The 23,254-nt window shown below is 68.1% G+C and carries 27 protein-coding genes; 17 read left to right on the top strand and 10 right to left on the bottom strand.

The window, feature by feature from the left end:
- The first annotated feature begins 145 nt into the window (after window positions 1–145).
- The 4 genes from IMX13_RS19015 (at window position 146) to IMX13_RS03665 (ending at window position 4,250) form a co-directional block, all read left to right on the top strand.
- Entirely contained in the window at window positions 146–772 is a 627-nt protein-coding gene (locus tag IMX13_RS19015) for a response regulator transcription factor (protein ID WP_065182003.1), read from the top strand.
- 70 nt (window positions 773–842) lie between these two features.
- Window positions 843–1,547, top strand: a complete 705-nt coding sequence (gene radC, locus IMX13_RS03675) for a DNA repair protein RadC (protein WP_065174506.1) — start codon at window positions 843–845, stop codon at window positions 1,545–1,547.
- A 114-nt stretch (window positions 1,548–1,661) separates the two neighbouring features.
- Window positions 1,662–3,350 carry an arginine--tRNA ligase gene (gene argS, locus IMX13_RS03670; RefSeq protein WP_053516518.1) on the top strand — a complete coding sequence of 563 codons (1,689 nt, stop codon included), beginning with the start codon at window positions 1,662–1,664 and terminating at the stop codon, window positions 3,348–3,350.
- 21 nt (window positions 3,351–3,371) lie between these two features.
- The gene (locus IMX13_RS03665; protein ID WP_128987884.1) at window positions 3,372–4,250 is read left to right on the top strand and encodes an SPOR domain-containing protein; all 879 of its coding nucleotides are present in this window, start codon (window positions 3,372–3,374) and stop codon (window positions 4,248–4,250) included.
- Between the two features lie 98 nt (window positions 4,251–4,348).
- Here the strand turns inward: IMX13_RS03665 and IMX13_RS03660 are convergent, their stop codons facing one another.
- Together IMX13_RS03660 and IMX13_RS03655 are read right to left on the bottom strand one after the other, a co-directional pair.
- On the bottom strand, window positions 4,349–5,101 hold the full coding sequence (locus IMX13_RS03660) for an SDR family NAD(P)-dependent oxidoreductase (protein ID WP_065174225.1): 753 nt from the start codon (window positions 5,099–5,101) through the stop codon (window positions 4,349–4,351).
- Between the two features lie 88 nt (window positions 5,102–5,189).
- Window positions 5,190–5,681: a hypothetical protein gene (locus tag IMX13_RS03655; protein ID WP_053516522.1), complete on the bottom strand. Its 492-nt coding sequence runs from the start codon at window positions 5,679–5,681 to the stop codon at window positions 5,190–5,192.
- Between the two features lie 85 nt (window positions 5,682–5,766).
- Between IMX13_RS03655 and IMX13_RS03650 the strand changes: the two genes are divergently transcribed.
- Window positions 5,767–6,234: a DUF1456 family protein gene (locus tag IMX13_RS03650; RefSeq protein ID WP_193395766.1), complete on the top strand. Its 468-nt coding sequence runs from the start codon at window positions 5,767–5,769 to the stop codon at window positions 6,232–6,234.
- A gap of 52 nt (window positions 6,235–6,286) precedes the next feature.
- Here IMX13_RS03650 and IMX13_RS03645 read toward each other — a convergent pair whose 3' ends face one another.
- A complete protein-coding gene (locus tag IMX13_RS03645) occupies window positions 6,287–6,979 on the bottom strand; it encodes a TorF family putative porin (protein ID WP_319637165.1) in 693 nt (230 codons plus the stop codon).
- A gap of 164 nt (window positions 6,980–7,143) precedes the next feature.
- Here IMX13_RS03645 and IMX13_RS03640 point away from each other — a divergent pair, with 164 nt between their 5' ends.
- On the top strand, window positions 7,144–7,533 hold the full coding sequence (locus IMX13_RS03640) for a DUF6165 family protein (protein WP_065174221.1): 390 nt from the start codon (window positions 7,144–7,146) through the stop codon (window positions 7,531–7,533).
- Window positions 7,534–7,542: 9 nt separating this feature from the next.
- Here the strand turns inward: IMX13_RS03640 and IMX13_RS03635 are convergent, their stop codons facing one another.
- The gene (locus IMX13_RS03635; RefSeq protein ID WP_053516559.1) at window positions 7,543–8,214 is read right to left on the bottom strand and encodes a response regulator transcription factor; all 672 of its coding nucleotides are present in this window, start codon (window positions 8,212–8,214) and stop codon (window positions 7,543–7,545) included.
- A gap of 186 nt (window positions 8,215–8,400) precedes the next feature.
- Window positions 8,401–8,973: an Ax21 family protein gene (locus IMX13_RS03630; protein WP_053516527.1), complete on the bottom strand. Its 573-nt coding sequence runs from the start codon at window positions 8,971–8,973 to the stop codon at window positions 8,401–8,403.
- Between the two features lie 274 nt (window positions 8,974–9,247).
- Here IMX13_RS03630 and IMX13_RS03625 point away from each other — a divergent pair, with 274 nt between their 5' ends.
- A complete protein-coding gene (locus IMX13_RS03625; protein WP_053516528.1) occupies window positions 9,248–9,607 on the top strand; it encodes a DUF1428 domain-containing protein in 360 nt (119 codons plus the stop codon).
- Between the two features lie 14 nt (window positions 9,608–9,621).
- Here IMX13_RS03625 and IMX13_RS03620 read toward each other — a convergent pair whose 3' ends face one another.
- Both IMX13_RS03620 and IMX13_RS03615 read right to left on the bottom strand, forming a co-directional pair.
- Window positions 9,622–10,305 carry a hypothetical protein gene (locus tag IMX13_RS03620; protein ID WP_193395765.1) on the bottom strand — a complete coding sequence of 228 codons (684 nt, stop codon included), beginning with the start codon at window positions 10,303–10,305 and terminating at the stop codon, window positions 9,622–9,624.
- A 136-nt stretch (window positions 10,306–10,441) separates the two neighbouring features.
- A complete protein-coding gene (locus IMX13_RS03615; protein ID WP_053516530.1) occupies window positions 10,442–11,269 on the bottom strand; it encodes a hypothetical protein in 828 nt (275 codons plus the stop codon).
- Between the two features lie 491 nt (window positions 11,270–11,760).
- On the opposite strand from IMX13_RS03615, the gene IMX13_RS03610 reads away from it, so the two are divergent.
- The 9 genes from IMX13_RS03610 to IMX13_RS03570 all read left to right on the top strand — a co-directional run bounded on the left by IMX13_RS03610 (window position 11,761) and on the right by IMX13_RS03570 (window position 19,653).
- The gene (locus IMX13_RS03610; protein ID WP_053516532.1) at window positions 11,761–13,194 is read left to right on the top strand and encodes a Do family serine endopeptidase; all 1,434 of its coding nucleotides are present in this window, start codon (window positions 11,761–11,763) and stop codon (window positions 13,192–13,194) included.
- A gap of 102 nt (window positions 13,195–13,296) precedes the next feature.
- Window positions 13,297–13,662: a hypothetical protein gene (locus IMX13_RS03605; protein ID WP_053516533.1), complete on the top strand. Its 366-nt coding sequence runs from the start codon at window positions 13,297–13,299 to the stop codon at window positions 13,660–13,662.
- A 9-nt stretch (window positions 13,663–13,671) separates the two neighbouring features.
- The gene (locus IMX13_RS03600; RefSeq protein ID WP_053516534.1) at window positions 13,672–14,142 is read left to right on the top strand and encodes a phage holin family protein; all 471 of its coding nucleotides are present in this window, start codon (window positions 13,672–13,674) and stop codon (window positions 14,140–14,142) included.
- Complete coding sequence (locus IMX13_RS03595) at window positions 14,139–14,576, top strand: hypothetical protein (protein ID WP_053516536.1); 438 nt, start codon at window positions 14,139–14,141, stop codon at window positions 14,574–14,576. The genes IMX13_RS03600 and IMX13_RS03595 overlap by 4 nt, the downstream gene beginning before the upstream one ends.
- A gap of 67 nt (window positions 14,577–14,643) precedes the next feature.
- Window positions 14,644–15,753, top strand: coding sequence for an AI-2E family transporter (locus IMX13_RS03590; RefSeq protein ID WP_053516537.1), 1,110 nt, complete (start codon window positions 14,644–14,646; stop codon window positions 15,751–15,753).
- A gap of 31 nt (window positions 15,754–15,784) precedes the next feature.
- Window positions 15,785–16,504: an HAD-IA family hydrolase gene (locus IMX13_RS03585; protein ID WP_065174216.1), complete on the top strand. Its 720-nt coding sequence runs from the start codon at window positions 15,785–15,787 to the stop codon at window positions 16,502–16,504.
- A gap of 3 nt (window positions 16,505–16,507) precedes the next feature.
- Entirely contained in the window at window positions 16,508–17,875 is a 1,368-nt protein-coding gene (locus IMX13_RS03580; protein WP_193395764.1) for a M17 family metallopeptidase, read from the top strand.
- A gap of 141 nt (window positions 17,876–18,016) precedes the next feature.
- Entirely contained in the window at window positions 18,017–19,120 is a 1,104-nt protein-coding gene (locus IMX13_RS03575) for a catalase family peroxidase (RefSeq protein ID WP_193395763.1), read from the top strand.
- Window positions 19,117–19,653 (top strand): cytochrome b, encoded by a 537-nt coding sequence (locus IMX13_RS03570; protein ID WP_065182014.1) that lies wholly within the window; start codon window positions 19,117–19,119, stop codon window positions 19,651–19,653. The genes IMX13_RS03575 and IMX13_RS03570 overlap by 4 nt, the downstream gene beginning before the upstream one ends.
- A gap of 90 nt (window positions 19,654–19,743) precedes the next feature.
- Here IMX13_RS03570 and IMX13_RS03565 read toward each other — a convergent pair whose 3' ends face one another.
- Genes IMX13_RS03565 through IMX13_RS03555 form a run of 3 tightly spaced genes read right to left on the bottom strand, consistent with a single transcriptional unit; the run spans window position 19,744 to window position 21,748 of the window.
- Window positions 19,744–20,346 carry a response regulator transcription factor gene (locus tag IMX13_RS03565; RefSeq protein ID WP_193395762.1) on the bottom strand — a complete coding sequence of 201 codons (603 nt, stop codon included), beginning with the start codon at window positions 20,344–20,346 and terminating at the stop codon, window positions 19,744–19,746.
- Complete coding sequence (locus tag IMX13_RS03560) at window positions 20,343–21,566, bottom strand: sensor histidine kinase (RefSeq protein WP_193395761.1); 1,224 nt, start codon at window positions 21,564–21,566, stop codon at window positions 20,343–20,345. The genes IMX13_RS03565 and IMX13_RS03560 overlap by 4 nt, the downstream gene beginning before the upstream one ends.
- Window positions 21,563–21,748, bottom strand: coding sequence for a hypothetical protein (locus IMX13_RS03555; protein WP_065182016.1), 186 nt, complete (start codon window positions 21,746–21,748; stop codon window positions 21,563–21,565). The genes IMX13_RS03560 and IMX13_RS03555 overlap by 4 nt, the downstream gene beginning before the upstream one ends.
- A 202-nt stretch (window positions 21,749–21,950) precedes the next feature.
- Here IMX13_RS03555 and IMX13_RS03550 point away from each other — a divergent pair, with 202 nt between their 5' ends.
- Window positions 21,951–23,198 carry an efflux RND transporter periplasmic adaptor subunit gene (locus IMX13_RS03550; RefSeq protein ID WP_065174211.1) on the top strand — a complete coding sequence of 416 codons (1,248 nt, stop codon included), beginning with the start codon at window positions 21,951–21,953 and terminating at the stop codon, window positions 23,196–23,198.
- The last annotated feature ends 56 nt before the right edge of the window (window positions 23,199–23,254 follow it).

The following is a 23,254-nucleotide window of genomic DNA, read 5'->3' as shown; positions in this document are numbered from 1 at the left end:
ATCAGCAGATGGAACTTCCACTACCGCAGTTCCCGGGTTCACCCGCCGATGATTCGGAACTTTCCTATACCCGTGCCCGGGTCGGCTTTGCAGAATCGGTACTGGCCACCTCCGGTGCGCCGCTCCGCTTCCCCGAGGATCCCGCGTGCAACCGCGCATCATCATCGCCGACGACCATCCGGTTGTACTGCATGGCATCCGTATCGTGCTGGAGGCTCACCAGATGCAGGTGGCCGGCAGCGCGGCCGACGGTGCCCAGCTGCTCGACCTGCTGCAGCGTGAAACCTGCCATGCCGTCCTCACCGACCTGTCCATGCCCGGCGCCGGCCCCGACGGCCCTGCGCTGCTGGGCGCACTGCGCGAGCGTCATCCGGGCCTGCCGGTGGTGGTGCTGACCGGAGCGCGCCACCCGGGACTGCTGGACAGGCTGCTGCGCGAAGGCATCGATGGCCTGGTCGACAAATGCGCCGGCTTCGCCGAACTGCCGATGGCGCTCGCGGCAGCCATGTCCGGCCAGGTTTTCGTCTCACAGCAGCTGCGTCATCACCTGCAGTCGCGCGACCTGCTGTTCCAGCGCACACCGGTCTCGCTCTCCGCGCGCGAGCAGGAAGTCCTGCAGCTGCTCGCCGAGGGCCTGAACATCAACGCCATCGCGGCCCGCTGCGGCCGCAGCCCGAAGACGATCAGCCGGCAGAAGGCCGAGGCCAAGCGCAAGCTGGGATTGCAGAGCAACCAGGAACTGTTCGACTACCTGAAGACCGTGCGCGATTGAGGCATCGGCTGACGGTCATCGGCGGCAAGCGCCGATGGGAGCGCCGGGCGCCGCTGGCGATGATGCAGGCATGCCCATCCATGACTGGCCTGAACAGGAACGTCCCCGCGAGAAGCTGCTGGCGCGGGGTCCCACCATGCTGTCCGACGCGGAGTTGCTGGCGCTGTTCCTCGGCTCCGGGGTCGGCGGCCGCGATGCCGTGCAGACCGCACGCGACCTGCTGCACGCGCACGGTCCGCTACGGGTACTGCTGGACCGGCCTGCCGGCGAGCTGGCACGGCTGCCCGGGCTGGGGCCGGCCCGCAGCTGCACCCTGGCCGCCGGCCTGGAACTGGCCCACCGGTACCTGGCCGCCGAACTGCAGCACGGCGAAGCAGTTGGCGACAATCCCGGGGCGGTGGGGCGCTACCTGCAGCACCGTCTGCGCGGGCAGGCCCGCGAACTGTTCCTGGTGCTGTTCCTGGACAACCGCCACCGGCTGATCGCGTGCGAGGAACTGTTTGCCGGAACCCTCACCGCAGCGGCGGTCTATCCACGGGAGGTCGTGCGGCGCGCCCTGCAGCTCAATGCCGCCGCCGTGATCATCAGCCACAACCACCCGTCCGGCGACCCGGAGCCATCGCCGGCCGACGCGCGCATCACCGAGGAGCTGCAGCAGGCATTGGCCCTGGTCGACATCCGCCTGCTCGACCATTTCGTAGTGGGCGAAGGCCGCCCTGTTTCGTTTGCTGAACGTGGCCTGCTGGGCCAGCGCCAGGCCCGCCTGTTCGGCTGAGCCCCGGCCCCCCGGCCGCCCCGGGGGGACCGCACAGGCAGGCAACGGTCAGCGTGGCCGCCGGCATCTGCGCTAAAATGGGCGATTCCGCCGCTCATTCTCACAGCAGGCCTCGTGAAAAATCTCCTCCGCGCCCTGATCAGCCAAGGCATCGAAGCCTTGCGCGCCAATGGCACCCTGCCCGCCGACTCCCTGCCGCCGGACTTCGTGGTCGAGCGCCCGAAGACCCGTGACCATGGCGACTTCGCCACCAACGCCGCGATGCTGCTGGCCAAGGCCGCGCGCAGCAACCCGCGCGCACTGGCGCAGGCACTGGTCGAGGCGCTGCCGCGCAGCGAGGACGTCAGCAAGGTCGAGATCGCCGGACCCGGCTTCATCAACTTCCACCTGGCTCCGGCCGCGTACCAGCGCGAAGCCGCCTCGGTCATCAAGGAAGGCCACGACTACGGGCGCAACCTGTCCGGCAACGGCCGCACGGTGGGCGTGGAGTATGTGTCGGCCAACCCGACCGGTCCGCTGCACGTCGGCCATGGCCGCGCTGCGGCGATCGGCGACTGCGTGGCCCGCGTGCTCGACGCCAACGGCTGGAACGCCAAGCGTGAGTTCTATTACAACGACGCCGGCGTGCAGATCGAGAACCTGGCGCTGTCGGTGCAGGCCCGCGTCCAGGGCATCGCCCCCGACCAGGAGGGCTGGCCGGAAGGCGGCTACCGCGGCGAGTACATCGCCGATGTCGCGCGAGCCTACATGGCCGGCGCCAGCGTCGACCTGGAAGGCACCCTCGTGGTCGGCGCCAAGGATCCGCACGACATGCAGGCGATCCGCCGCTTCGCGGTGGCCTACCTGCGCAACGAGCAGAACCTGGACCTGGCCGCGTTCGGCGTCGATTTCGACATCTACTTCCTGGAAAGCTCGCTGTACGCCGATGGCAAGGTCGCGGAAACCGTGGCCAAGCTGCAGGCGTCCGGCCACACCTACGAGGAAGGCGGCGCACTGTGGCTGCGCAGCACCGACTTCGGTGACGACAAGGACCGCGTGATGCGCAAGTCCGACGGCACCTTCACCTACTTCGTGCCGGACGTGGCCTACCACCTGTCCAAATGGCAGCGCGGCTACGAGCGCGCGATCACCGAGCTGGGCGCCGACCACCACGGGTCGCTGGCGCGCGTGCGTGCAGGCCTGCAGGCGCTGGAAGTGGGCATCCCGCAGGGCTGGCCCGAGTATGTGCTGCATCAGATGGTCACCGTCATGCGCGGCGGCGAGGAAGTGAAGCTGTCCAAGCGTGCCGGCAGCTACTTCACCCTGCGCGACCTGATCGAAGAAGCTGGACGCGATGCGACCCGCTGGTTCCTGATCGCGCGCAAGCCCGATTCGCAGCTGACCTTCGACATCGATCTGGCCCGCCAGCAGAGCAACGACAACCCGGTGTTCTACGTGCAGTACGCGCATGCCCGCGTGTGCAGCCTGCTCCGCCAGGCGCAGGAGAAGGGCCTGGCCTATGACCAGGGCAGTGGCCTGGGTCAGCTCGTGCGCCTGGCCGATGACGCCTCGCTGCTGCTGATGAACGAGATCTCGCGCTATCCGGAAGTGGTCGAAGCCGCCGGCGTGGCGCTGGAGCCGCATCTGGTGGCGCAGTACCTGCGTGAATTGGCGCATGCCTTCCACACGTGGTATCACGGGACACCGGTGCTGGTGGACGACGCCGACGATCGCAACGCCAAGCTGACGCTGGCCTGCGCGGCGCGTCAGGTGCTGGCCAATGGCCTCGACCTCCTGGGCGTGAGCGCCCCGGAAAAAATGTAAGCATCAGGAGACGCAGTACACATGGCAGCACGACGCGGCAAAAACCAGGCACGACGCAACAGCAGCAGCCAGGGCACCCCGGGATGGGTGTGGCTGGTCGCCGGTGTGGCCATCGCCGCCGTGGTGTTCCTGGCGGCGCCGAATCTGTTCAAGGGCGAGGGCGATGGCTTCCTGCGCGCCGGTCCGCAGCCGAACCCGAACGCGCAGCCGGCGCCGGTCGCCGATGCCGACAGCGATGTCGGCACGCAGCCGGCCGCACAACCGGCCACGCCGAAACCGGCCGAAGCCGAGAAGCCGGCGGCGACCCAGTACGACTTCTACACCCTGCTGCCAGGCAAGGAAGTGGAGATGTCCGATGCCGAACTGGCTGCCAGCACCCGCGCCGAGGAACAGCGCCGGGCCAAGGCCGAAGCGCAGCGCGCGCAGGCGGCGCTGGAAGGCAAACCGGTCCCCGCAACGCCGGCACCGACCGCGACGGCCAGTGTCGCCAGCACGGCACCGGTGACCGCGACCAGCCGTCCGCTGCCTGCCCCGCTGAGCGAACGCCCGGCAACGGCTGCGCCGGCCACGACCAGCCCGGCGGCGACCAGCACGGCATCGACCGCGCAGGCCGCCCGCGTGGACGCGGCGCCGACCGCCGCTGCGGCACCGGCCGTGGCCGGCGACAACGCGCGCTACATCCTGCAGGCAGGTGCGTTCGGCGCCTCCGGCGACGCCGAGGCCACCAAGGCCAAGCTGGCGATGATGGGCCTGGCGGCACGGGTGGAGTCGGCGCAGATCAATGGCAAGACCGTGTACCGCGTGCGCATGGGGCCCTACGGCAGCGCCGGTGAGCTGTCCGAAGCCAAGCAGAAGCTGGATGGCACCGGCCTGCAGGCGATGGCGATCAAGGCACAGTGATCGTTCGGGTCTGAACGGAAGAAGCCGGGCATTGCCCGGCTTTCTTTTTTGGGCCCCGCAGGGCCGACCCACGCCGGGCGGCCCTGAAGGCACGCAGGTCAGCCCTCGCGCGCGACCTGGAAGCCGGCGAACGACTGGCTGACCGGCATCAGTTCCAGGCGGTTGATGTTCAGATGCGGCGGCAGGCTGGCAACCCAGAAGATCTGCTCGGCGATGTCCTCGGCGGTCATCGGGTTGGCGCCGGAATACAGCTTGTCCGACGCGGCCTGGTCACCGTGGGTACGCACCACCGTGAACTCGGTCTCGGCCATGCCCGGCTCGATGGTGGTCACACGCACGCCCGTACCGTGCAGGTCCGAACGCAGGCCCAGCGAGAACTGGCTGACGAACGCCTTGGTACCGCCATACGCGTTGCCGCCCGGGTACGGGTACACACCGGCAACCGACGAGATGTTGATGATCGCACCCCTGCGTTCGACCAGCTGCGGCAGCAGGCGGTGGGTCAACGTCACCAGGGCGGTGATGTTGGTATCGATCATCGTCGTCCAGTCCTGCAGGCTGGCGCTCTGCGCCGGAGCGGTGCCCTGCGCGAGACCGGCGTTGTTGACCAGCAGGTCGATCTCACCGAATGCGGGGGGCAGCGCCAGCAGCGCCGCTTCCATTGCGATCGGATCGCGGACATCAAACGCCGCTGCGTGCACCACGTCCTTGCCATAGCGCTCGACCAGCGGTTGCAGGCGATCGCTGCGACGGCCGGTGGCGATCACCTTCCAGCCTGCCTGGGCGAAGCGATGGACGGCGGCGGCGCCAAATCCGGACGTGGCGCCGGTAATCAGGACGGTGCGGGACATCAGGCAACTCCGTGGAGGAACGAGACCCCCATTCTGGCACCGTCGGCAGGACCCTGCCTTGCCTGATCGGTCTTCGCGCCGGGCACACTCAGCGCAGGCGGAACACGCGGGCCTTCGGCAGATCCTCGTCGACCTGCAGGAACCAGCGGCCGGCGATGCCCGGGATCACTTCGATCTGCGGCGCCTGGAGGGCCCTGCGCAGCTTCATCTGTCCCTTCATCACCTGCCATTGCTGTCCGTTGTCGAGGGTGAACACCGTGCCGGGGGCCCAACCGGCCACCTCCCCCACCACGCGTGCGCTGACCGGGCCTTCTTCCAGCCCCAGGTGCATGGCGGCCGGCGCCGGAACATTCGCAGGCAGCGGCGCGCCGGCGGGGGCGGCCGTGACCGCGGAAATGGCAGGCGACGCGGCCTCTGCCTGGCGCAGCACGCGGTTCAACGCCTGCAGCTGGGCCGGGCTCAGCCCCACTTCGGCCAGCTGGGCCGCAGTGAGCCGCTGTTCGACCGGAACAAAGCGGTCCTGGGCATGGGCGGCAACACTGCTGGCCGCCAGCAGGAGGAGAACGAGGTACCGGCGCATCGGAGGAGGTCTCTACGGAACAGCGCTCACGATGCTTCAATCCGGTGACAATCCGGTGACAACGGCCGGACCGCTACAATGGGCCATGATCAACAATGATGTACTGCGCAGCGTGCGCTACTCCCTGGACCTGGGCGACCATCACGTGGTGGCCCTGTGCCAGTTGGCCGACCCGACCTTCGCGGTGGATCTGGAGCAGGCCAGGGCGTGGCTGCGGCGCGAGGATGAAGCCGGCTTCGTGCCGATGGACGACAGTGCGCTGGCGCACTTCCTGGATGGCCTGATCGTGCACCTGCGCGGCCGCGACGAGAGCCAGCCGCAGCGCGCCGTGGAAACCCGCGTCGACAACAACCTGGTGCTGAAGAAGCTGCGCGTGGCGTTCCAGCTGCGCGACGTCGATCTGATGGACATCTTCGCCAGCGCCGGCTTCAAGGTATCCAAGTCCGAGATCGGGGCGCTGTTGCGCCAACCCGGGCATGCCAACTACCGACGTTGCCTGGATCAGATGCTGCGCAACTTCCTCAAGGGCCTGAGCCAGCGCCTGCGCGGTTGAGCCGCGCGGTACCGGCCCATGGGGCCGATACCGTCGTAGCGGCGCCGGCCCGCTAGAAGCTGCCCTGCAGCGCCAGTTCCCAGCGCCCGCCCGCGTTGCCCGGGAACAGCCGTCTGGCCGCGGTATCGGTGTCATGCACGGTGGCCCGCACTTCCCACGCCGGAGCCAACGTGGCGATGGCGCTGAGCTGCCCGTGCAGGTAATCCGGCCCCTGCGCGGCCGCCAGCCAGTAGTGGCCCACGGCCGCTTCAAGCCGGAAGCGCTCGTGCAGCGGCAGGCGCACGCCCAACTGTGCGTAGGTACCTCGATGGCCACCGGCCAGGGCATCGCTGGAATGCGCGACCTGCAGCCAGGTCCGCTGCTTCCAGCCCACCGTGGCAGCGAACTCTGTCCAGTCCAGCGCGCGGGCTGTCCCCGGATACACGTAGCGGGTCAGGTTGGCGTCCAGCGTCCAGTCCGCGGCCGGTGTGCCGGACCAGCCCGCTACCAGATCGAACTCGCTGCGTGCGCCGTTGTCCGGCTTGAACGATACGTTCGAGCCCCACGCGCTGGCATACCACCCGGACGCGAGCGCGAACTTCGCTCCGGCCTGCACCGCCGGGTCGCCGTCACTCTGCGAACTGCCGCGCCAGACGTAGTCACTGGTCAACGTGGCGTTGCCGCTCACCTGTGCCTGTGCGGTGCCGACGCCCAGCAGCCCCGCCAACGCCGCGGCCACCGCCGCGATCATTCCCTTGCTGTCCACTGCACATCATTCCTCATCCAATGGCGGCTCAACCGCCGGGACGGCAGTGTCGATGGCAGGGCCGTAACGGTTCGATGGCGCTACCGTGGCCGGGGCGCAAAATCAGCGTAAAACCGCTTGGCAGTGGCGCGGTATGATGGCCGCCTGTTTCCAGGAACCCCCCCATGGACGCCATCCTGACGCCGGTATCGATCGGCGAGCTGATCGACAAGATCACCATTCTCGAGATCAAGGCCGAACGCATCGGCGATGCCACCAAGCTGGCCAATGTGCGCACCGAGCTGGACGGCCTGCTGCCGTTGCTGCAGCAGCAGCTGCAAGCACAGCCGGCACTTGCCGCGCTGAAGCAGCAGCTGAAGGCCATCAACGAGCGCATGTGGGACATCCAGGACCAGCTGCGCGACAAGGAAGCGGCACAGGTGTTCGATGATGCCTTCGTCCAGCTGGCGCGCGGCGTGTACGGTACCAATGGCGAGCGCGTGCAGGTCAAGAACGAGATCAACCGCGTTGCGGGGTCGGCACTGGTCGAAGAGAAGCAGTACCAAGGGGAATAAGCCCGGGTTTCAGCCGCATTCGAGCAGGTGGCGGATGCGGAACAGCTCGCCGTCGCTGCGGATGCCGAGCTTCTGGTAGGCCGCTTTTTTCTGCGAGCTGACCGTGCTTGCGGAACGGCCGAAGCGCTGCGCGACTTCGCCGGTGCTGCAGCCTTCCAGCACCAGGCGCAGCACCTCGCGCTCGCGGCGGCTGAGCGGCATCAATGAGGGCATGCGGCGCGCCCGCGAGCGGCTCAACTGCGGGCGCAGTTCCGGCGGCACGAACCGCCCACCCCGGGCCACCACCTCCACAGCCCGCAGCAGCACGCGCGGTGCGGTCGCCTTGGACAGGAAGCCGCGCGCGCCGGCCTGCATGGCCGTCACCACCGTGCTGGCGTTGCAATGGGCTGAAAGCACCAGCACCGGCAACGACGGCCACTGCTGCGACAGCGTGCGCAGCAGTTGCAGGCCAACCCCTTGGTCACCCAGCGGAAGGGCATCGATCACCAGCAGATCGACACAACCGGGCTGCTGATGCAGCAGCGACAGCAGGTCGGCTTCATTGGCGAAGCTGCCACGGACCTGCAGACCGCTGTGCTCACATAACAACACTTCCAGGCCCAGCCGCAGCACCGGATGCGGATCCAGCAGCGCCAGGCGGCGCAGCTTCCCGGTATGCGGGGTGGCGGGGGCGGGCGGCATCAGGCGGATCCGACGGAAGGGGATGCCCACCGTAGGTCGCGCCCTGCAACGGCGGAATCCAATTCGTTGCAATGCAGCATCGACTGCGCAGCCGCAGTCAGATTTCATTTCGGTTGCGTGGAACGCAACAGGCCCGGCAGATGCCGGGCCTGTCGATGCACGCAGGGCGCAGGGCGCCTGCAGCGATTACCAGCTGAAGCGCGGGCCGACGGTGTATTCCTTGTCACCGTCGCGGTTCATCTTCAGCTCGCCGTTCAGGCCCCAGTTCTGGTTCAGCTTCACCTGACCACCCAGGCGGCCGTACCACTCGCCTTCCGGATTGATGCCGCGCTTCTTCGAGAAGTCTTCGTAACCGACCATGCCGTAGACCTCGGCGTGGGCACCGAACGCGGTGCGGATACCGGCTTCAGCGCTGTAGCCGTTGAAATCCAGGCCATGCTCCAGGTCGCGCTTCTGGTATGCCACGCGGGCCACGAAGTCGGTCGACGGTGCGATTTCCTGGTTGTAGCCGACACCGACCTTCCACTGGTCCAGCTTGAGGTTGGTGTGGTCGATTTCCTGGCGGCTGTAGTCACCGAAGGCGTGGAAGTTCGGCAGGAAGCCGTAGGAACCCTTCACGCCCCAGCCGTCGGCCTTGAACGCGTCGATATCGGTCTTGGCGTAGTTGGCTTCAGCATAGTTGTAGGACAGGTTCTCGGCAGCCGAGGCGGAGAACGGCAGGGCAGCAGCCAGCGCCAGGGCAATCAGCGAATTCTTCATGGGGGTACACCTTTACTTTCTTATGGTGAGCAGCAGCGCGGAAGCGCCGTCGCATCGGGAATGTAAATTCTCCGTTATTCGCCACAACGCACCCTGAAAACAGCAGGCTTCGCATTGCTGAATTTTCTGGCTTGATTCAGGCGGTCTCTGGCATACGCGCGGCGCGCGGGTACGTCCTGAATGCTTCGATCGCGGCCGTGTCGATCTGCGGCGCCCTGGTTCGTCGAACAGAAGAAGGCCGCACATGCAGTGCGGTCCATCACGGAGGCAGGCAATGAGTTACATCGATGGTTTCGTTCTGGCGGTTCCCACCGCCAACAAGGAAAAGTTCCTCGCCCATGCGCGAAGCGGCGACGTGGTCTTCATCGAGTACGGGGCGCTGCGCGTGGTCGAGTGCTGGGGCGATGACGTGCCGCATGGCAAGACGACGGACTTCTTCGGCGCAGTGAAAGCGACACCGGAAGAGACGGTGGTGTTTTCCTGGATCGAGTGGCCTGACAAGGCCACCCGTGATGCGGGCATGCAGAAGATGATGGAAGACCCGCGCCTGGACCCCGCGAAGAACCCGATGCCGTTCGACGGTGCGCGGATGATCTATGGCGGTTTCACACCCATCTACGAACTGACCCGCTGACGCCTTCGCGGCGCTCAGCGCGTACCTGCGTCGTCTTCTCCGGCAGTGCCGGCGCCCAGCGCGGCGCCGGCCCCCAGGCCGAGCCCGCCCATGCCGGCGCCCATGCCCATTCCGCCGCCGCCCACACGGCCGCCCTTGCCTTCGCCTTCAGGGCGGCCTTTGCCGCCCCCGCTGCCGCCCGCGGGCCGGGTCGGGCCCTGCCGTGGAATCTGCAGATCGGCCGGGATCGGCGCCAGATCCAGGGCTTCGCGGACAAAATCGCGCAGCGACACCACCAGCTCATGCGTGTGCACCGGTCGTCCCTGCGCCAGCTCATCGGCGGCGCGCGCGGCCAGCCGCACCTGCTCATCGGTACCCAGCAGCAGGATGTCCGACAAGGCCGCTTCGACGGCGTCGCGGATGCGCCGCGCGCGATCCGAACCGGGTTCGACGATGCCCTGCTCATGGGCGCGCTGGCGCAGGTCGCGCAGATGACTGGGGTCGACCCCCAGCTCACCGGTGAACGAACCGCCCAGGGTTTTGTAGGCGGCCATCAGCGTGCGCAGCCGTTCGTTGATCTGCCGGTTCTCGCGCTCGCGGCGCTGCTGCAGGGTCTGCATCACCAGCAGGCGGATACCCACACCCAGCAGCGTGATCAGGACCAGGCCGGCCAACGTGGAAAGCACACCCTGCCAGGAACTGAAATCGATGCCACGCATGATGGGAACTCCAGCGGAGGGACTTCATCTTGCCCCAGGACGACCCCGCAGGCTTCATGCCGGGCCGTTGTCCCCCCCATGAACGCAGAAGGCCCCACCACCCGGCAGGGCGGAGGGGCCTTCGCCGCTCGCGCGATTACTTGCGCTTGGCAGCCTTGCGCACGGCCTTCTTCGCCGGGGCCTTCTTGGCAGCGGCCTTCTTCAGCGGTGCAGCCTTGCGGGCGACAGCCTTCTTGGTGGTCGCTGCCTTCTTGGCAACCGTCTTGCGGGTGGCAGCGGCCTTCTTGCCGACAACCTTCTTGGCGGCAGCCGTCTTCTTGGTGGCGACCTTGCGGGTAGCGGCAACCTTCTTGCCGACAACCTTCTTCGCGGCCACGGTCTTCTTGCCAGCCACCTTCTTGGCGGCGACCGTCTTCTTGGCCACGGCCTTCTTGGCGGTGGCCACCTTCTTGCCGACAACCTTCTTCGCGGCGGCGGCCTTCTTGGCAACCGTCTTCTTGGTGGCGGCTGCCTTCTTGGTCGCAGCCTTCTTCACCGTGGCGACCTTCTTGCCGGCAGCCTTGGTGGCGGCCTTGGTGGTCTTCTTGGCAACAGCAGCCTTCTTGGCGACAGTCTTGCCGGCAGCGGCCTTCTTCTTGGCCACTTCCTTCTTCAGGGCAGCGGCTTCGGCCTTGGCATTCTTCTTGGCGGCTTCCAGCTTCTGCTTGGCCTTGGCGACCGTCTTGCCGACCGACTTGGCGGCCTTCTCGGCCTTCTTGGCAACGGTCTTCTCGACCTTGGCCACGGCCTTCTTGGCCTTGGCGACGCGGGTGGTGGCGGCCTTGCGGGCGCGCTTGACGGTCTTCTTGACCGACTTCACTGCGTCTTCAGCGGCGTGGGCGATGGTCTCGCCGACGTTGGTGGCGGTTTCTTTCGCGTTCTCGACGGCGTCGGTCACGACCGACACACCATTACCGTTGCTCATGTTGCCCTCCTGGGGGCGTGGATTGTCAAAACGGGGCGATGCTATACCGACAATGACGATCGTGGAACGGGTGGTACGCCTGCAATCGCGTCTGCTGCGACGATAGTAGTGTAGGGGGAGGCTGGTGCTGCTACCGTCGATCCGCAGCAAACCCCTTTTTTTCAGCGCTGCGCCATCGGATTGAGGTGCACGTCGCGGCGACGGGCTGCCTGCACGCCCCTTGCCGGAACCTGCACGCGCGACGTGCCATCGCGCACCTTGGATCGGCAGAACTGCGCAAGTATCAGAGGGTGTCCTGGCCACGCCAGCGGACACACCCTATCGGTGTAGCGCCGATGGCCGACCGCACCGCAGGCGGGTCAGCCGTCGTCGGGCGCCGCATCGACGAGGGTCTCTTTCATCGCGCATTTATCCACGCCGCGGCAGATTCATTCAGCTTGTTTTACCGTATGGGCCAACGGCCCCCATCCCACGCCTGCGAACCGACTCCCATGCGACCGCTACCTACCCTTCTCACGCTCGCAATCGCCGCCGCCTTCGGTGGATTCGTCGCCACCGGCATCAACGCCCACCTGGACAACCGCGCCGACGCCGCGCCCTTGCCGGCTGCCCTTCCGGCCACCGCCGCATTGCCGGCTTCGGTCGCCGGCCAGCCGGTGCCTTCGCTGGCACCGATGCTGGAAAAGACCATGCCCGCCGTGGTCAGCGTCAACACCAAGCAGGTGGTACGGGTACGCAACCCCTTCTTCAACGACCCGTTCTTCCGCCGCCTGTTCCCGGACATCCCGCAGGAACGGATCAACGAATCGCTGGGTTCGGGCGTCATCATCGACGCGAAGGAAGGCCTGGTGCTGACCAACCACCACGTCATCGAGAACGCCGATGACGTGCAGGTGACACTCGCTGACGGGCGCACGGTCAAGGCGGAATTCCTCGGCTCGGACCGCGACACCGACATCGCCCTGATCCGCATCCCGGCGCAGAACCTCACCGAGATCAAGCTCGGCAACAGCGACCAGCTACGGGTCGGCGACTTCGTGGTGGCGATCGGCAATCCGTTCGGCTTCAGCCAGACGGTGACCTCGGGCATCGTCTCGGCGGTCGGCCGCAGTGGCATCCGTGGGCTGGGCTACCAGAACTTCATCCAGACCGACGCCTCGATCAACCCGGGCAACTCCGGAGGTGCGCTGGTCGATCTGCAGGGTCAGCTGGTCGGCATCAACACCGCCAGCTTCAACCCGCAGGGCAGCATGGCCGGCAACATCGGCCTGGGCCTGGCCATTCCCACCAACCTGGCGCGCAGCGTGGTCGACCAGCTGGTCAAGCATGGCGTGGTGGTGCGCGGCACCCTGGGCGTGGAAAGCCAGAACCTGAGCGCGCAGATCGCCCAGGGCCTGGGCCTGGGCGAAACCCGCGGCGCGCTGATCACCCGGGTACTGGCCGGTTCGGCCGGTGCGGCGGCCGGGCTGAAGCCGGGCGACGTCGTGGTTGCCGCCAACGGTCAGCGCGTGGACAGCGCCGAAGCCCTGCACAACGTGGAGGGCCTGGCAGCGGTAGGCAGCGTTCTGGCGCTGGACGTGCGCCGCGAAGGCAAGCCGCTGCAGATCCGGGCGACGCTGAAGGAGCAGGCGCGCGCCGCCAGCGGCGACAGCCTGGACCCGCGCCTGGGCGGCGCGACCTTCGTCGACCTGCCCGAATCGCTGCGCCAGTCCGGCGTACGCGGGGTGCTGGTCAGCGAGGTCAAGCGCGGCAGCCGCGCAGCCAGCAACGGGCTCCAGCAGGGCGACATCATCACCGATGCCACGGTGGGTGAATTCGCCGACCTGGCCAGCTGGCGCGCCAATTTCCAGCAGCGGCCACCGACCCTGGTGCTGCGCATCCTGCGCAACAACGGCCAGCAGCAGGGCCAGTTGGTGATGCGCTGATCGCTCCGCCGTAACACCCCCTATACCCGGCCAGTGCTATTGCTGTACGTCCCTGTCGGCTGAAGCCGATCGTCCGTTCCCCATCGCAACAGGAGTGATTCGATGAGCCCCACCAATACCGAGAACCTGAAGGAACACCTGGGTGAAGCCGGTTCCCACCTCAAGCAGGCCGCCAGTGCTGCCGGCGGTGCGATCAAGGGCGCGACCGGCGCTGCAACCGACGAACTGCGCATCGGCAAGGCCAACGTCAAGGCCGAGCTGTCCGACACGGCGCTGTCCGGCCTTGCTGCGGCTGAATTCGGCGGCGCTGCCGCCAAGGAACAGGTCGATGCACTGATGGACAAGGGCAAGGATCTGATCGACAGCGCCGCTGAACTGATCCGTGAACGTCCCTTGGCATCGTTCGGTGTTGCCTTCGCCACTGGCTGGATCATCGCCAAGCTGGCTCGCGGCAGCAGCGACAAGTAAGTCCACGGCGTGAGCGAAGACAACACGCAACGCCCCGATCCGGCGGCCACCCCGCCGCTGGACGAGAGCATCCGCCAGGTCGGCGCGGCCGGTCGCGCCGCCGCCGATTCGGCCAAGCACACGCTGCGCTCGCTGCGTCGCCTGGCCTCGTCGGATTTCGCGCTCGCCCGCAGTGCGTTCGGCCGGGCCCTGGCCTGGGCGGGCGTGGCGATCGTGTTCGGGGCCTCGGCCTGGCTGTTGATGGCCGCCACGCTCATCGCCCTGCTGCAGAGCTGGGGCCTGAGTTGGCTGCAGGCGCTTCTGATCACCTCGCTGATCAGCCTCGCAGTAACCGGCTATGCGATCTGGCGGGTGTCCTACTTCTTCCACCACACCGGCATGCATGCTACCCGGCGCCAGCTGTCGCGCCTTGGCCTGTTCGACGAGCCCAGCGAAGACGATCCCGATGCCGGCGTACAGATTCCGGAGGGCAAGCCATGAAGTTCGGCGCATTGCAGCGGCGGGTGAAGCGTTGCGAACAGGTGGTGGCCGTGCGCATGGGTGAAACCCAGGACAACTGGACCGTGCTCAGCGAGGTCTGGCGCCGGGGCTGGTCTCCCCTGCGCATCGTGGTGGTCGGCCTGGCCGGTGGCTTCGTGGCCGGCAAGCTGGAAGTGCCGGGCAAAGTGAACGGTGCGCGCTGGCTGCAGATGATCGGCTCGGTCTCCAGCCTGGTGGCCAGCGGCCAGGCAGCGCTGGCTGCCGCCGTGGCAGCCTACGCCGCCGACACCGCAGACGATGCGGCCGACACTGCCGAAGCCGCCGCCGACCCGGTCGCTCCCGCTGCCGCGGCACCCGCTTCCGCGCCACCTGCCGAGCCTGAGGCGCGCGAACCGCGGCCTGCCGAAGCGGCCACCGAACTGTCCGAACGTTGACGAACAGCATCCGCCGCGTTGACCGCGGCGGACGGATAATAGGCTCCCCTTCCCGGTCGGTACGTCGATGAGCGAGTCCCTCCTGTCCCCGTCACCGGCCGAACCCGCACCGTCTGCTGCCGCCCTTCCGCCGCCCACCCGCCCGCGCGGGCCGATGTCGCTGGTGGTGCTGGCAACGCTGGCGGTGGCCTACACGCTGTGGGCCGCACAGGACATCATCCTGCCGGTACTGCTGGCGATGTTCTTCGCGCTGGTCGGCAACCCGATCCTGCGCCTGCTGCAGAAGCTGTGGATTCCGCGGGCGCTGGGAGCGCTGCTGGTTCTCGGTGCCGGCCTGGGCGTGACCAGCTCGCTGGCCGTGCAGCTGATCGGCCCGGCGATGGAATGGGCGCAGGAAGCGCCACAACAGCTGCGCAAGGTCGCCCGGCAGGTACAGGATCTGACCAAGCCGGTGCAGCAGGCCAATCTGGCGGCCGAGAATTTCGCCCGCGTTGCCGGCGGCGACAGCAATCGCAAGGTGCAGGTGATCCGCACCCAGCTGGACGATCCCTATCGCATGCTGACCCGCGCCCCCCGGCTGGCCGCCTCGGTACTGGCCGTGGTCCTGCTGACGCTGTTCTTCATGATCTATGGGCAAAGCCTGCAGCGTGCGGCGATCGCATTGTTCCCGAACCGCCAGCAACAGCGCTTCACCAGCGACATCCTGCGCTCGATCGAGCGCGAGGTGTCGCGCTATGTGCTGACCATCAGCGTGATCAACACGCTGGTCGGCCTGGTCTTCGCCGGTGTGCTGATGCTGCTGGGGATCGGCCTGCAGGAAGCGCTGCTGTGGGGGACGGTGGCGGCACTGCTGAACTTCGCGCCCTATGTGGGCCCGTTGATCGGAGTAGCGCTGATGCTGCTGATGGGCTTCGTCGAATTCCGCGACCCGCTGCAGGCACTGCTGCCCGCCGCGGCGTATCTGGGCCTGCATACCCTGGAGGGCCAGCTGGTGACCCCGATCGTGCTGGGCCGGCGCATGAAGCTCTCGCCGCTGGTCCTGATCCTGGCACTGATGGTGTTCGGCTGGGCCTGGGGCATGATCGGGCTGCTGCTGGCGGTGCCGCTGCTGGTCTGCATCAAGCTGGTGCTGGCCCGGCTGGACGGCATGCAGGGCTGGGCGCGCCTGCTGGAATGAAAGCGCGCGCGGGCAGGCGTAGAATGACCGGGTGAATTTCCCCGTCCTTGCCATCACCCTCGACCTCGACGACACGCTGTGGCCGTTCGCACCGATCGGCGCCCGCATCGACCAGGTGCTGCACGACTGGATGCGTGAACACAGCCCGGCCACCGCCGCGATGTATCCGCTGGCGGCGATGCGCGAACTGCGCGAGCGCTCGTTCCGCGACAACCCGCATCTGCATCATGACCTGAGCGCGCTGCGCCGGCTGACGCTGCGTGAGGCGCTGCAGAACAGCGGCGCCAGCCTGGACCTGCTGGAGCCGGCCTACGAAGCGTTCTATGCCGCGCGCAACCAGGTGGAGTGCTATCCCGATGCCCTCGATGCCCTGGCGCGTATCGCCGCGCGGGTACCCGTGGCCGCGCTGAGCAATGGCAATGCGGACCTGCAGCGGATCGGGCTGGCCCATCATTTCGCCTTCCAGCTGGGTGCGCGCGAACATGGCGCGGCGAAGCCGGAGGCGAGCATTTTCCATGCCGCGTGTGCCCGGCTGGGCGTGGCCCCGGCGCAGGTGCTGCATGTCGGTGACCACATCGAGATGGACGTGGCCGGCGCCATCGCCGCCGGCCTGCGCGGCTGCTGGATCAACCGCGACGCCGCCACCTGGACCCATCCGCAGCTGCAGCCCGACCTGCAGTTCGACACCCTCACCGGCCTGGCCGACTGGTTGGACGCCAACCTCGGCGCCACCGCACCCCGGAGCAATTGACGCATGAGCGAGATCACGGGCTTCACCGCCGACACTTCTGCCGCACTGCCGCTGTACGTGCTGGATCGCGAGCAGTTCGCCCGCTGGAACGCCGGACAGCCCGCCGCCACGCAGGCCTGGCTGGCCTCGCAGGGCTTCACTGCCGGCTCGCACAGCATCGCCCTGCTGCCCGGCAGCGAGGGTCTGGCCGGTGCGGTGATGGGCGTGGGCGATCGCGGCGATGCCTACAGCTATGCGCACGCGCCGCACGCCCTGCCCGAAGGCAGCGTGTGGCAGCTCGCCAGTGAGCTGCCGGCCAGCGAGCAGGCACTGCTGCAGCTGGGCTGGGGCCTGGGCAGCTATCGCTTCGACCGCTACCGCAAGCGCAACCGGCACCCGGCGCAGCTGGTTGCCGCACCGACCGGGGAAGTGGCGGATCTGATCGCCGCCAGCCTGCGCGTGCGCGACTGGGTCAACACGCCCACCGAAGACATGGGTCCGCAGCAGCTGGAAGAGGCCGCACGCACGCTGGCAGCGGCGCACGGCGCCGAGGTCGAAGCGATCACCGGTGATGCGCTGCTGGCGCAGAATTTCCCGGCCATCCATGCCGTCGGCCGCGCATCGCATCGCGCGCCGCGCCTGGTCGTGCTGCGCTGGGGCAAGCCGACGGATCCGGCGCTGGTGCTGGTCGGCAAGGGCGTGTGCTTCGATACCGGTGGGCTGGACATCAAGCCGGCCGATGGCATGCGCAACATGAAGAAGGACATGGGCGGCGCCGCGCACGCGCTGGCCCTGGCAGGACTGGTGATGGCCCGGCAGCTGCCGGTGCGCCTGACCCTGCTGGTGCCGGCGGTGGAGAACGTGATCGGCCCGGATGCGTTCCGTCCGGGCGAAGTCATCGCCACCCGCAAGGGCCTGAGCGTGGAGATCGACAACACCGACGCCGAAGGCCGTGTGATCCTGTGCGACGCGTTGACCTTCGCCGCTGAGCAGAAGCCGGACCTGGTGCTGGACTTCGCGACCCTGACCGGCGCTGCGCGCATCGCGCTGGGCCCGGACCTGCCGGCACTTTTCAGCAACGATGACACCGTCGCCCAGCAGTGGCTGCAGGCCGGAGATGAAACGCGCGACCCGGTCTGGCGCATGCCGCTGTGGCGTCCCTACCTGCGTTACCTGAGCAGCGGCATCGCCGACCTGGCCAATGCCGGTTCGCGCATGGCGGGCTCGGTTACCGCCGCGCTGTACCTGGAGCGCTTCCTTGAGGATGGCCAGCGCTGGGCGCACCTGGATGTGTACGCCTGGAACGATGGCGAACGGCCGGGCCGCCCGGCCGGCGGCGAAGCACTGGCCCTGCGCTCGGCCTGGGCGATGCTGAAGGCACGCTACGCCTGAGCGCAGCCGATGCGCGGGTGGAGCCGGACAGGGGTCCGCTCCACCGGGTTGTGACGAAAAATTGAATTCCGGCCACGGTCGGGTTCTGCGAGGATGTGTCGGTCGACCACCCACACATTCCGTGAAGGCAGGACTCCGACCATGTCGCTCTTCCGCTACACCCGCGCCGGCCAGGGGCCGCGCACACCGCGCAGGCATTCGCCGCTACCCTGGATCGCGCTGATCGCCCTGATTCTTGGCGGAGTCACGCTGGGCTTTGCCTGGCTGGCCGGCTGGGTCGGCCACCGCCTCACCGCGCAACGCTTCACCGACACCATCGAGGCCACCGGCCCGGCCCATCCCGGGTTCCGCCGTGCGCACAGCAAGGGGGTGTGCGTGAGTGGCTGGTTCGCACCCAGTGCACAGGCGCCGACGCTGTCCAGCGCGCGCGTGTTCTCGCAGGCCCGGGTACCGGTGCTGGGCCGCCTGTCGATCGGTGGTGGCGATCCCCATGGGGCCGATGGCAGCGCCCGGGTGCGCAGCATCGCCCTGCAGCTGGTCAGCGACGATGGCCAGGAATGGCGGATGGCGATGAACAGTTTCCCGTTCTTCGCGGTGCCGACGGCGGAGGCCTTCTTCGAACAGACGCAGGCGCAGATCCCGGATCCGGCAACCGGCAAGCCCGACCCGCAGAAGATGGCGGCGGTGCTGGCGAAGTACCCCAGCGCGCAGGCGTTCCAGCAATGGGCACGCAGCGCGCCGTGGACCGACAGCTGGGCCAATACCCGCTTCAACAGCGTCAACAGCTTCTGGTTCACCAATGCGCAGGGCCAGCGACGCGCCGTGCGCTGGCAATGGCAGCCCCGCACGCCGGTCGCCGAGCTTGATGCCGACGCCCGCAAGCGCGCCGATGTCGATTTCCTCAGCCAGGACCTGCAGCGCCGGCTGGCGGCCGGCCCGGTGCAATGGGACCTGGTGGTCAGCATCGCCGAACCGGGGGACGCCATCGATGATCCGTCGGTGCCCTGGCCGGACGCGCGGGAAACGGTGGTGGCAGGCGTGCTGAGCCTGGAACGCATGCAGTCGCAGGAACAGGGCGCCTGCGGCGAGCTGAACTTCGACCCGCTGATCCTGCCCAGCGGCATCCGCGGCAGTGACGATCCGATCCTGGCCGCGCGGTCGGCGGTCTATTCGCAGTCGTTCAACCGGCGCGAGCGCGAGCGCGCGGCCGGAGCGGCAGCGCAACCGAAGGAGGCTGCACGATGAGTACCGGCAATGGCCACTTCAACCTGTTGGCGCGGGTACTGCACTGGTCGATGGCGGTGATGATCATCGCCATGCTGTTCATCGGCGTGACCATGGTCGCCTCGCTGCACCTGCGGCCGATGCTGCTCGACCTGCACCGCCCGCTGGGCATCGCGATCGGCGTGCTGGTGCTGCTGCGCCTGTACAACCGCCTGCGCCATCGGCCGCCGCCGCTGCCGGCCGATCTTCCGGTGTGGCAGGTGATGGCGGCAAAGGCATCGCACTGGATGCTGTACGCGCTGATGCTGGCAATGCCGCTGGTGGGCTGGGCAATGCTGTCCGCGGGAGGCTACCCCATCGTGCTGGGGGGCGGACTGCACCTGCCACCGATCGTGCCGCACACACCGGCACTGTATGCGGCGCTGCGCAGCGCGCACAGCCTGCTGGCCTACGTGCTGTTCGCCACGGTGCTGATGCATGTCGGTGCCGCCCTCTTCCACCTGTGGGTCCGCCGCGATGGCGTGTTCCAGGCGATGGCGCGCGGGAAGGACTGACGCGACTGCGGCCTGTCGATCGCTCGTGGGCCAGGGAACCCCTCGGGAGCCGCCGGGCATGGCTCGGCTCAAAAGGGTCGAGCCACTCCGCTACAGCCAGCCCTTCTGCCGTGCCAGCCGGTACGCCTCGATCCGGTTGGCCACGCCCAGCTTGCCGATGCACTCGGACAGGTAGTTGCGCACCGTGCCGTGCGACAACCCCAGCTGCTCGGCGATCTCGCTGGCAGTCCGTCCTTCGCCCGCCAGGCGCAGCACGCGCCGCTCGCGGTCGGTCAGCGGGTCCGCCTGTGACCAGGCATCGAGTGCCAGCTGTGGGTCGATCGCACGCACGCCCTGCTTCACCTTGCGCAGTGCATCGGCCAGGTTCTCCGCTGGCGCGTCCTTGAGCAGATAGCCGAGCACGCCTGCGTCCAGCGCGCGGCGCAGGAAACCGGCGCGCGCGAAGGTGGTCACGATCACCACCTTGATGGGCAGTTCGTGGCGTGCGATGCGCTGGGCCAGTTCCAGCCCTGACAGTCCGGGCATCTCGATATCGGTCACCAGGATGTCCGGCTTCAGCTGCTGCAGCATGCGCCAGGCGGCCTCGCCATCGGCGGCGCTGCCCAGCACCTCGATGTCCGCCTCCAGGCCGAGCAATGCGGACAGTGCGCCGCGCACCATGGCCTGGTCTTCCGCCAGCAGGATGCGGATCATGCCGCGCCATCCTGCGCCACCGGCGCGGGTGCAACGGGCGGCAACGGGACAGTGGCCGCCGACAGCGGCACGCGCACGCTCAGCACCGTGCCCCCGCCGCGCGGAGACTGCACGGTGAGATACCCGCCCAGCGCCGCAGTGCGCTCACGCATCCCGCTCAGCCCATTGCCCTCGGCCTGCATGCCACCCCGGCCATCATCGCGGATCTGCATCACCAGTACTTTTCCTTCCTTCATGAAGTCCACCCGCGCCTGTGTCGCCTGTGCATGGCGGGCAATATTCGTCGCGGCCTCCCGCAGGACCAGCGCCAGGCCACGCTCCACCTCCACCGGCATCGGCGGCGGCGGCGCGTACTGCAGATGCACCTGCTGGCACTCCAGCAGCAGCCGCGCCGAGGCCAGCTCCCCGGCCAGGTCGCTGGCCCGGATGCCGGTGACCGCACTGCGCACCTGCGCCAGCGCTTCGCGGGCGATGGCCTCGGCCTCGCCAATCTCCTGCCGCGCGCGCGCGTCGCCGCGATCGTGCAGTTTGCGTGCCAGCTCCAGTTTCAGCGTGATCAGCGACAGGGTGTGGCCCAGCAGGTCGTGCAGGTCGCGACCGATCCGCTCACGCTCAGCGGTCGCCGCCAGGCGACGTACTTCCTCCTGCGACAGCTGCAGGGCCGCCTCCTTCTCCTGGTTGAGCGCCTCGACATTGACGACCAGGCCAACGATGTACGACACCGCCGGAATCCACACCAGGCTCTGCCAGGGATACTCGAACGCGAGCGCGACCACGCAGAACACGATGTTCAGGCCGGTCAACTGCAGCAGGTACCGCCACCAGCCACCGCGCCCGCTGACCCGCATCAGTACGCAGCCGAACACGAAGTAGGTCAGCCCGGACGGATACCAGGGCAGCAGGACCAGGGCCATTGCAATCAGACCCAGCGCATAACGGCTTGCGTGGTGGCGGGGCGATACCAGCACCTTGGCGTACAGCAGCAGGAACAGCGGGTAGCTGGCCAAGGTCAGCAGCAGCCAGCGCAGGGTGAACCCATGGCCGAGCAGCGGGGTCAGGAAGATCCACACCGACCACAGCAGATGGATCGCCTCGCTCCAGGGCGACTTGCCACGCCGCAGCGTGTCGGCAACCGCCGAGTCCGGCGCAGGGCGCAGCAGGGAGGCCAGCCAGCTCGATGACACGGGAGGGTCCAGGCGGGAACGATCGCTGCCGATCATGCCAGTTCAGCCGATCCTGCGCAGGCGCGGGCGCGCCAGCACGGCCCTGCCGGCCGCGTGCGCTGCCCTCCGCCAGGCCTGCGCAGGCGCAACAGCCCGCTGATCGCGGTACTCTTGCCGGCGCCGTTACGACGCACCTGCACCTGCTGCAGGCCAGCCAGCGACGGGGCGATCGGAGCCATGGGCGGTACCGGTAGCGGGGACGTTGCCATCCTGCGCCCCCTTGGTCACGTTTCGCAGTTGCCACCGTCAAGGTCATCGGATGACAGCTGTCACTGCCGTCATCCCCGTGCCTGCCGTCATGCTGTGCCGCACGCTCCACTGCCGGAACCGCCGCTGTCCGCCCTTCCGGTCACACCCGCCCGAACGCCTGTGATGGAACGAATGAACGCTTCTGCCGAGCTGTTGAAGGAACTCCGTATCGAACGCAAGTCACCGCCGCCTGCCTCTGGTGGTGGTGGCAGCGGTCGCCGCTGGCTGTGGATCGCCGTGATCGCGGTGGTGCTGCTCCTGGCCGCAGGCGCCTTCGCGTTGTTCGGCCGCACTCCGGCCGTGCAGGTGGAAACCGCACCGGCGGTCGCCATCCAGCAGGGCAGCGCCAGCAGCTCGGTCCTCGATGCCAGTGGTTATGTCGTCGCCCGGCGCATGGCTACGGTGTCGGCCAAGATCACCGGCAAGGTGCGCGAGGTGATGATCGAGGAAGGCATGCGCGTGGAGGCGGGACAGATCATGGCCACCCTCGACCCGATCGATGCCGACGCGCAGCGCAGTCTGTATGCCTCGCAGCTGCAGGCCGCACGCAGCCAGGTGGCCGGACTGGAGGCACAGCAGAGGCAGGCGGCGGCAGAGGCCAGCCGGCTGCAGGCGCTGGTCGGGCAGCAGCTGGTCTCGCGCTCGCAGTACGACCAGGCCGTGGCCCAGCGCGACAGCCTGCGCGCGCAGCTGGAAACCGCACAGCGCAACGTGAAGGTTGCCAACGACCAGCTGGCGATCGCCGACCTTGGGGTGGACAACAACATCGTGCGTGCGCCGTTCTCCGGCGTGGTCACGGCCAAGGCGGCACAGCCGGGCGAGATCGTCTCGCCGCTGTCGGCCGGTGGTGGCTTCACCCGCACAGGCATCGGCACCATCGTCGACATGGATTCGCTGGAGATCGAGGTCGAGGTCGGCGAAGCCTTCATTGGCCGCGTGCAACCGAAGATGCCGGTGGAAGCCATCCTCAATGCCTATCCGGAATGGAAGATTCCGGCCGAGGTGATCGCCATCATCCCCACCGCCGACCGGGGCAAGGCGACGGTGAAGGTGCGTGTGGCCCTGAAGCTGAAGGACCCGCGCATCGTGCCGGAGATGGGCGTGCGGGTCAGCTTCCTGGAACAGGCAGCGCCGCAGGCTGAAGCCAAGCCGCAGGGCGTGCGTGTGCCGGCAGGCGCGGTGGTCGAGCGCGAGGGTGCATCGGTGGCCTTCGTGCTCGGCGACGAGAACCGCGTGCAGCAGCGCACGGTCCAGGCTGGCCAGGCCATGGGCAAGGATCGCCAGCTGCTCAAGGGTGTGAATGCCGGCGAGCTGGTGGTGGTCAACCCGCCGGACACCCTGCGCGATGGCACCCGGGTCCAGCAGAAGCAAACGCAGTAGCGGCACGGCGCCTTCCGGGGCGCCGCCAGCGGCACCGTTCGACAACGACACCGTTC

The sequence above is a fragment of the Stenotrophomonas sp. B2 genome (genome assembly GCF_014947095.1).
GTDB lineage: Bacteria > Pseudomonadota > Gammaproteobacteria > Xanthomonadales > Xanthomonadaceae > Stenotrophomonas > Stenotrophomonas maltophilia_P.
Note: the sequence above shows the minus strand (reverse complement) of the source record. Positions and strands in the feature narration are given on the sequence as shown.

Bases quoted from the DNA above. Each gene is read 5' to 3' on its own strand.
- radC (WP_065174506.1), top strand. From the start codon at position 843: ATGCCCATCCATGACTGGCCTGAACAGGAACGTCCCCGCGAGAAGCTG.
- IMX13_RS03665 (WP_128987884.1), top strand. From the start codon at position 3,372: ATGGCAGCACGACGCGGCAAAAACCAGGCACGACGCAACAGCAGCAGC.
- IMX13_RS03660 (WP_065174225.1), bottom strand. From the start codon at position 5,101: ATGTCCCGCACCGTCCTGATTACCGGCGCCACGTCCGGATTTGGCGCC.
- IMX13_RS03655 (WP_053516522.1), bottom strand. From the start codon at position 5,681: ATGCGCCGGTACCTCGTTCTCCTCCTGCTGGCGGCCAGCAGTGTTGCC.
- IMX13_RS03650 (WP_193395766.1), top strand. From the start codon at position 5,767: ATGATCAACAATGATGTACTGCGCAGCGTGCGCTACTCCCTGGACCTG.
- IMX13_RS03640 (WP_065174221.1), top strand. From the start codon at position 7,144: ATGGACGCCATCCTGACGCCGGTATCGATCGGCGAGCTGATCGACAAG.
- IMX13_RS03635 (WP_053516559.1), bottom strand. From the start codon at position 8,214: ATGCCGCCCGCCCCCGCCACCCCGCATACCGGGAAGCTGCGCCGCCTG.
- IMX13_RS03630 (WP_053516527.1), bottom strand. From the start codon at position 8,973: ATGAAGAATTCGCTGATTGCCCTGGCGCTGGCTGCTGCCCTGCCGTTC.
- IMX13_RS03625 (WP_053516528.1), top strand. From the start codon at position 9,248: ATGAGTTACATCGATGGTTTCGTTCTGGCGGTTCCCACCGCCAACAAG.
- IMX13_RS03620 (WP_193395765.1), bottom strand. From the start codon at position 10,305: ATGCGTGGCATCGATTTCAGTTCCTGGCAGGGTGTGCTTTCCACGTTG.
- IMX13_RS03615 (WP_053516530.1), bottom strand. From the start codon at position 11,269: ATGAGCAACGGTAATGGTGTGTCGGTCGTGACCGACGCCGTCGAGAAC.
- IMX13_RS03610 (WP_053516532.1), top strand. From the start codon at position 11,761: ATGCGACCGCTACCTACCCTTCTCACGCTCGCAATCGCCGCCGCCTTC.
- IMX13_RS03605 (WP_053516533.1), top strand. From the start codon at position 13,297: ATGAGCCCCACCAATACCGAGAACCTGAAGGAACACCTGGGTGAAGCC.
- IMX13_RS03595 (WP_053516536.1), top strand. From the start codon at position 14,139: ATGAAGTTCGGCGCATTGCAGCGGCGGGTGAAGCGTTGCGAACAGGTG.
- IMX13_RS03590 (WP_053516537.1), top strand. From the start codon at position 14,644: ATGAGCGAGTCCCTCCTGTCCCCGTCACCGGCCGAACCCGCACCGTCT.
- IMX13_RS03580 (WP_193395764.1), top strand. From the start codon at position 16,508: ATGAGCGAGATCACGGGCTTCACCGCCGACACTTCTGCCGCACTGCCG.
- IMX13_RS03575 (WP_193395763.1), top strand. From the start codon at position 18,017: ATGTCGCTCTTCCGCTACACCCGCGCCGGCCAGGGGCCGCGCACACCG.
- IMX13_RS03570 (WP_065182014.1), top strand. From the start codon at position 19,117: ATGAGTACCGGCAATGGCCACTTCAACCTGTTGGCGCGGGTACTGCAC.
- IMX13_RS03565 (WP_193395762.1), bottom strand. From the start codon at position 20,346: ATGATCCGCATCCTGCTGGCGGAAGACCAGGCCATGGTGCGCGGCGCA.
- IMX13_RS03560 (WP_193395761.1), bottom strand. From the start codon at position 21,566: ATGATCGGCAGCGATCGTTCCCGCCTGGACCCTCCCGTGTCATCGAGC.
- IMX13_RS03555 (WP_065182016.1), bottom strand. From the start codon at position 21,748: ATGGCTCCGATCGCCCCGTCGCTGGCTGGCCTGCAGCAGGTGCAGGTG.
- IMX13_RS03550 (WP_065174211.1), top strand. From the start codon at position 21,951: ATGAACGCTTCTGCCGAGCTGTTGAAGGAACTCCGTATCGAACGCAAG.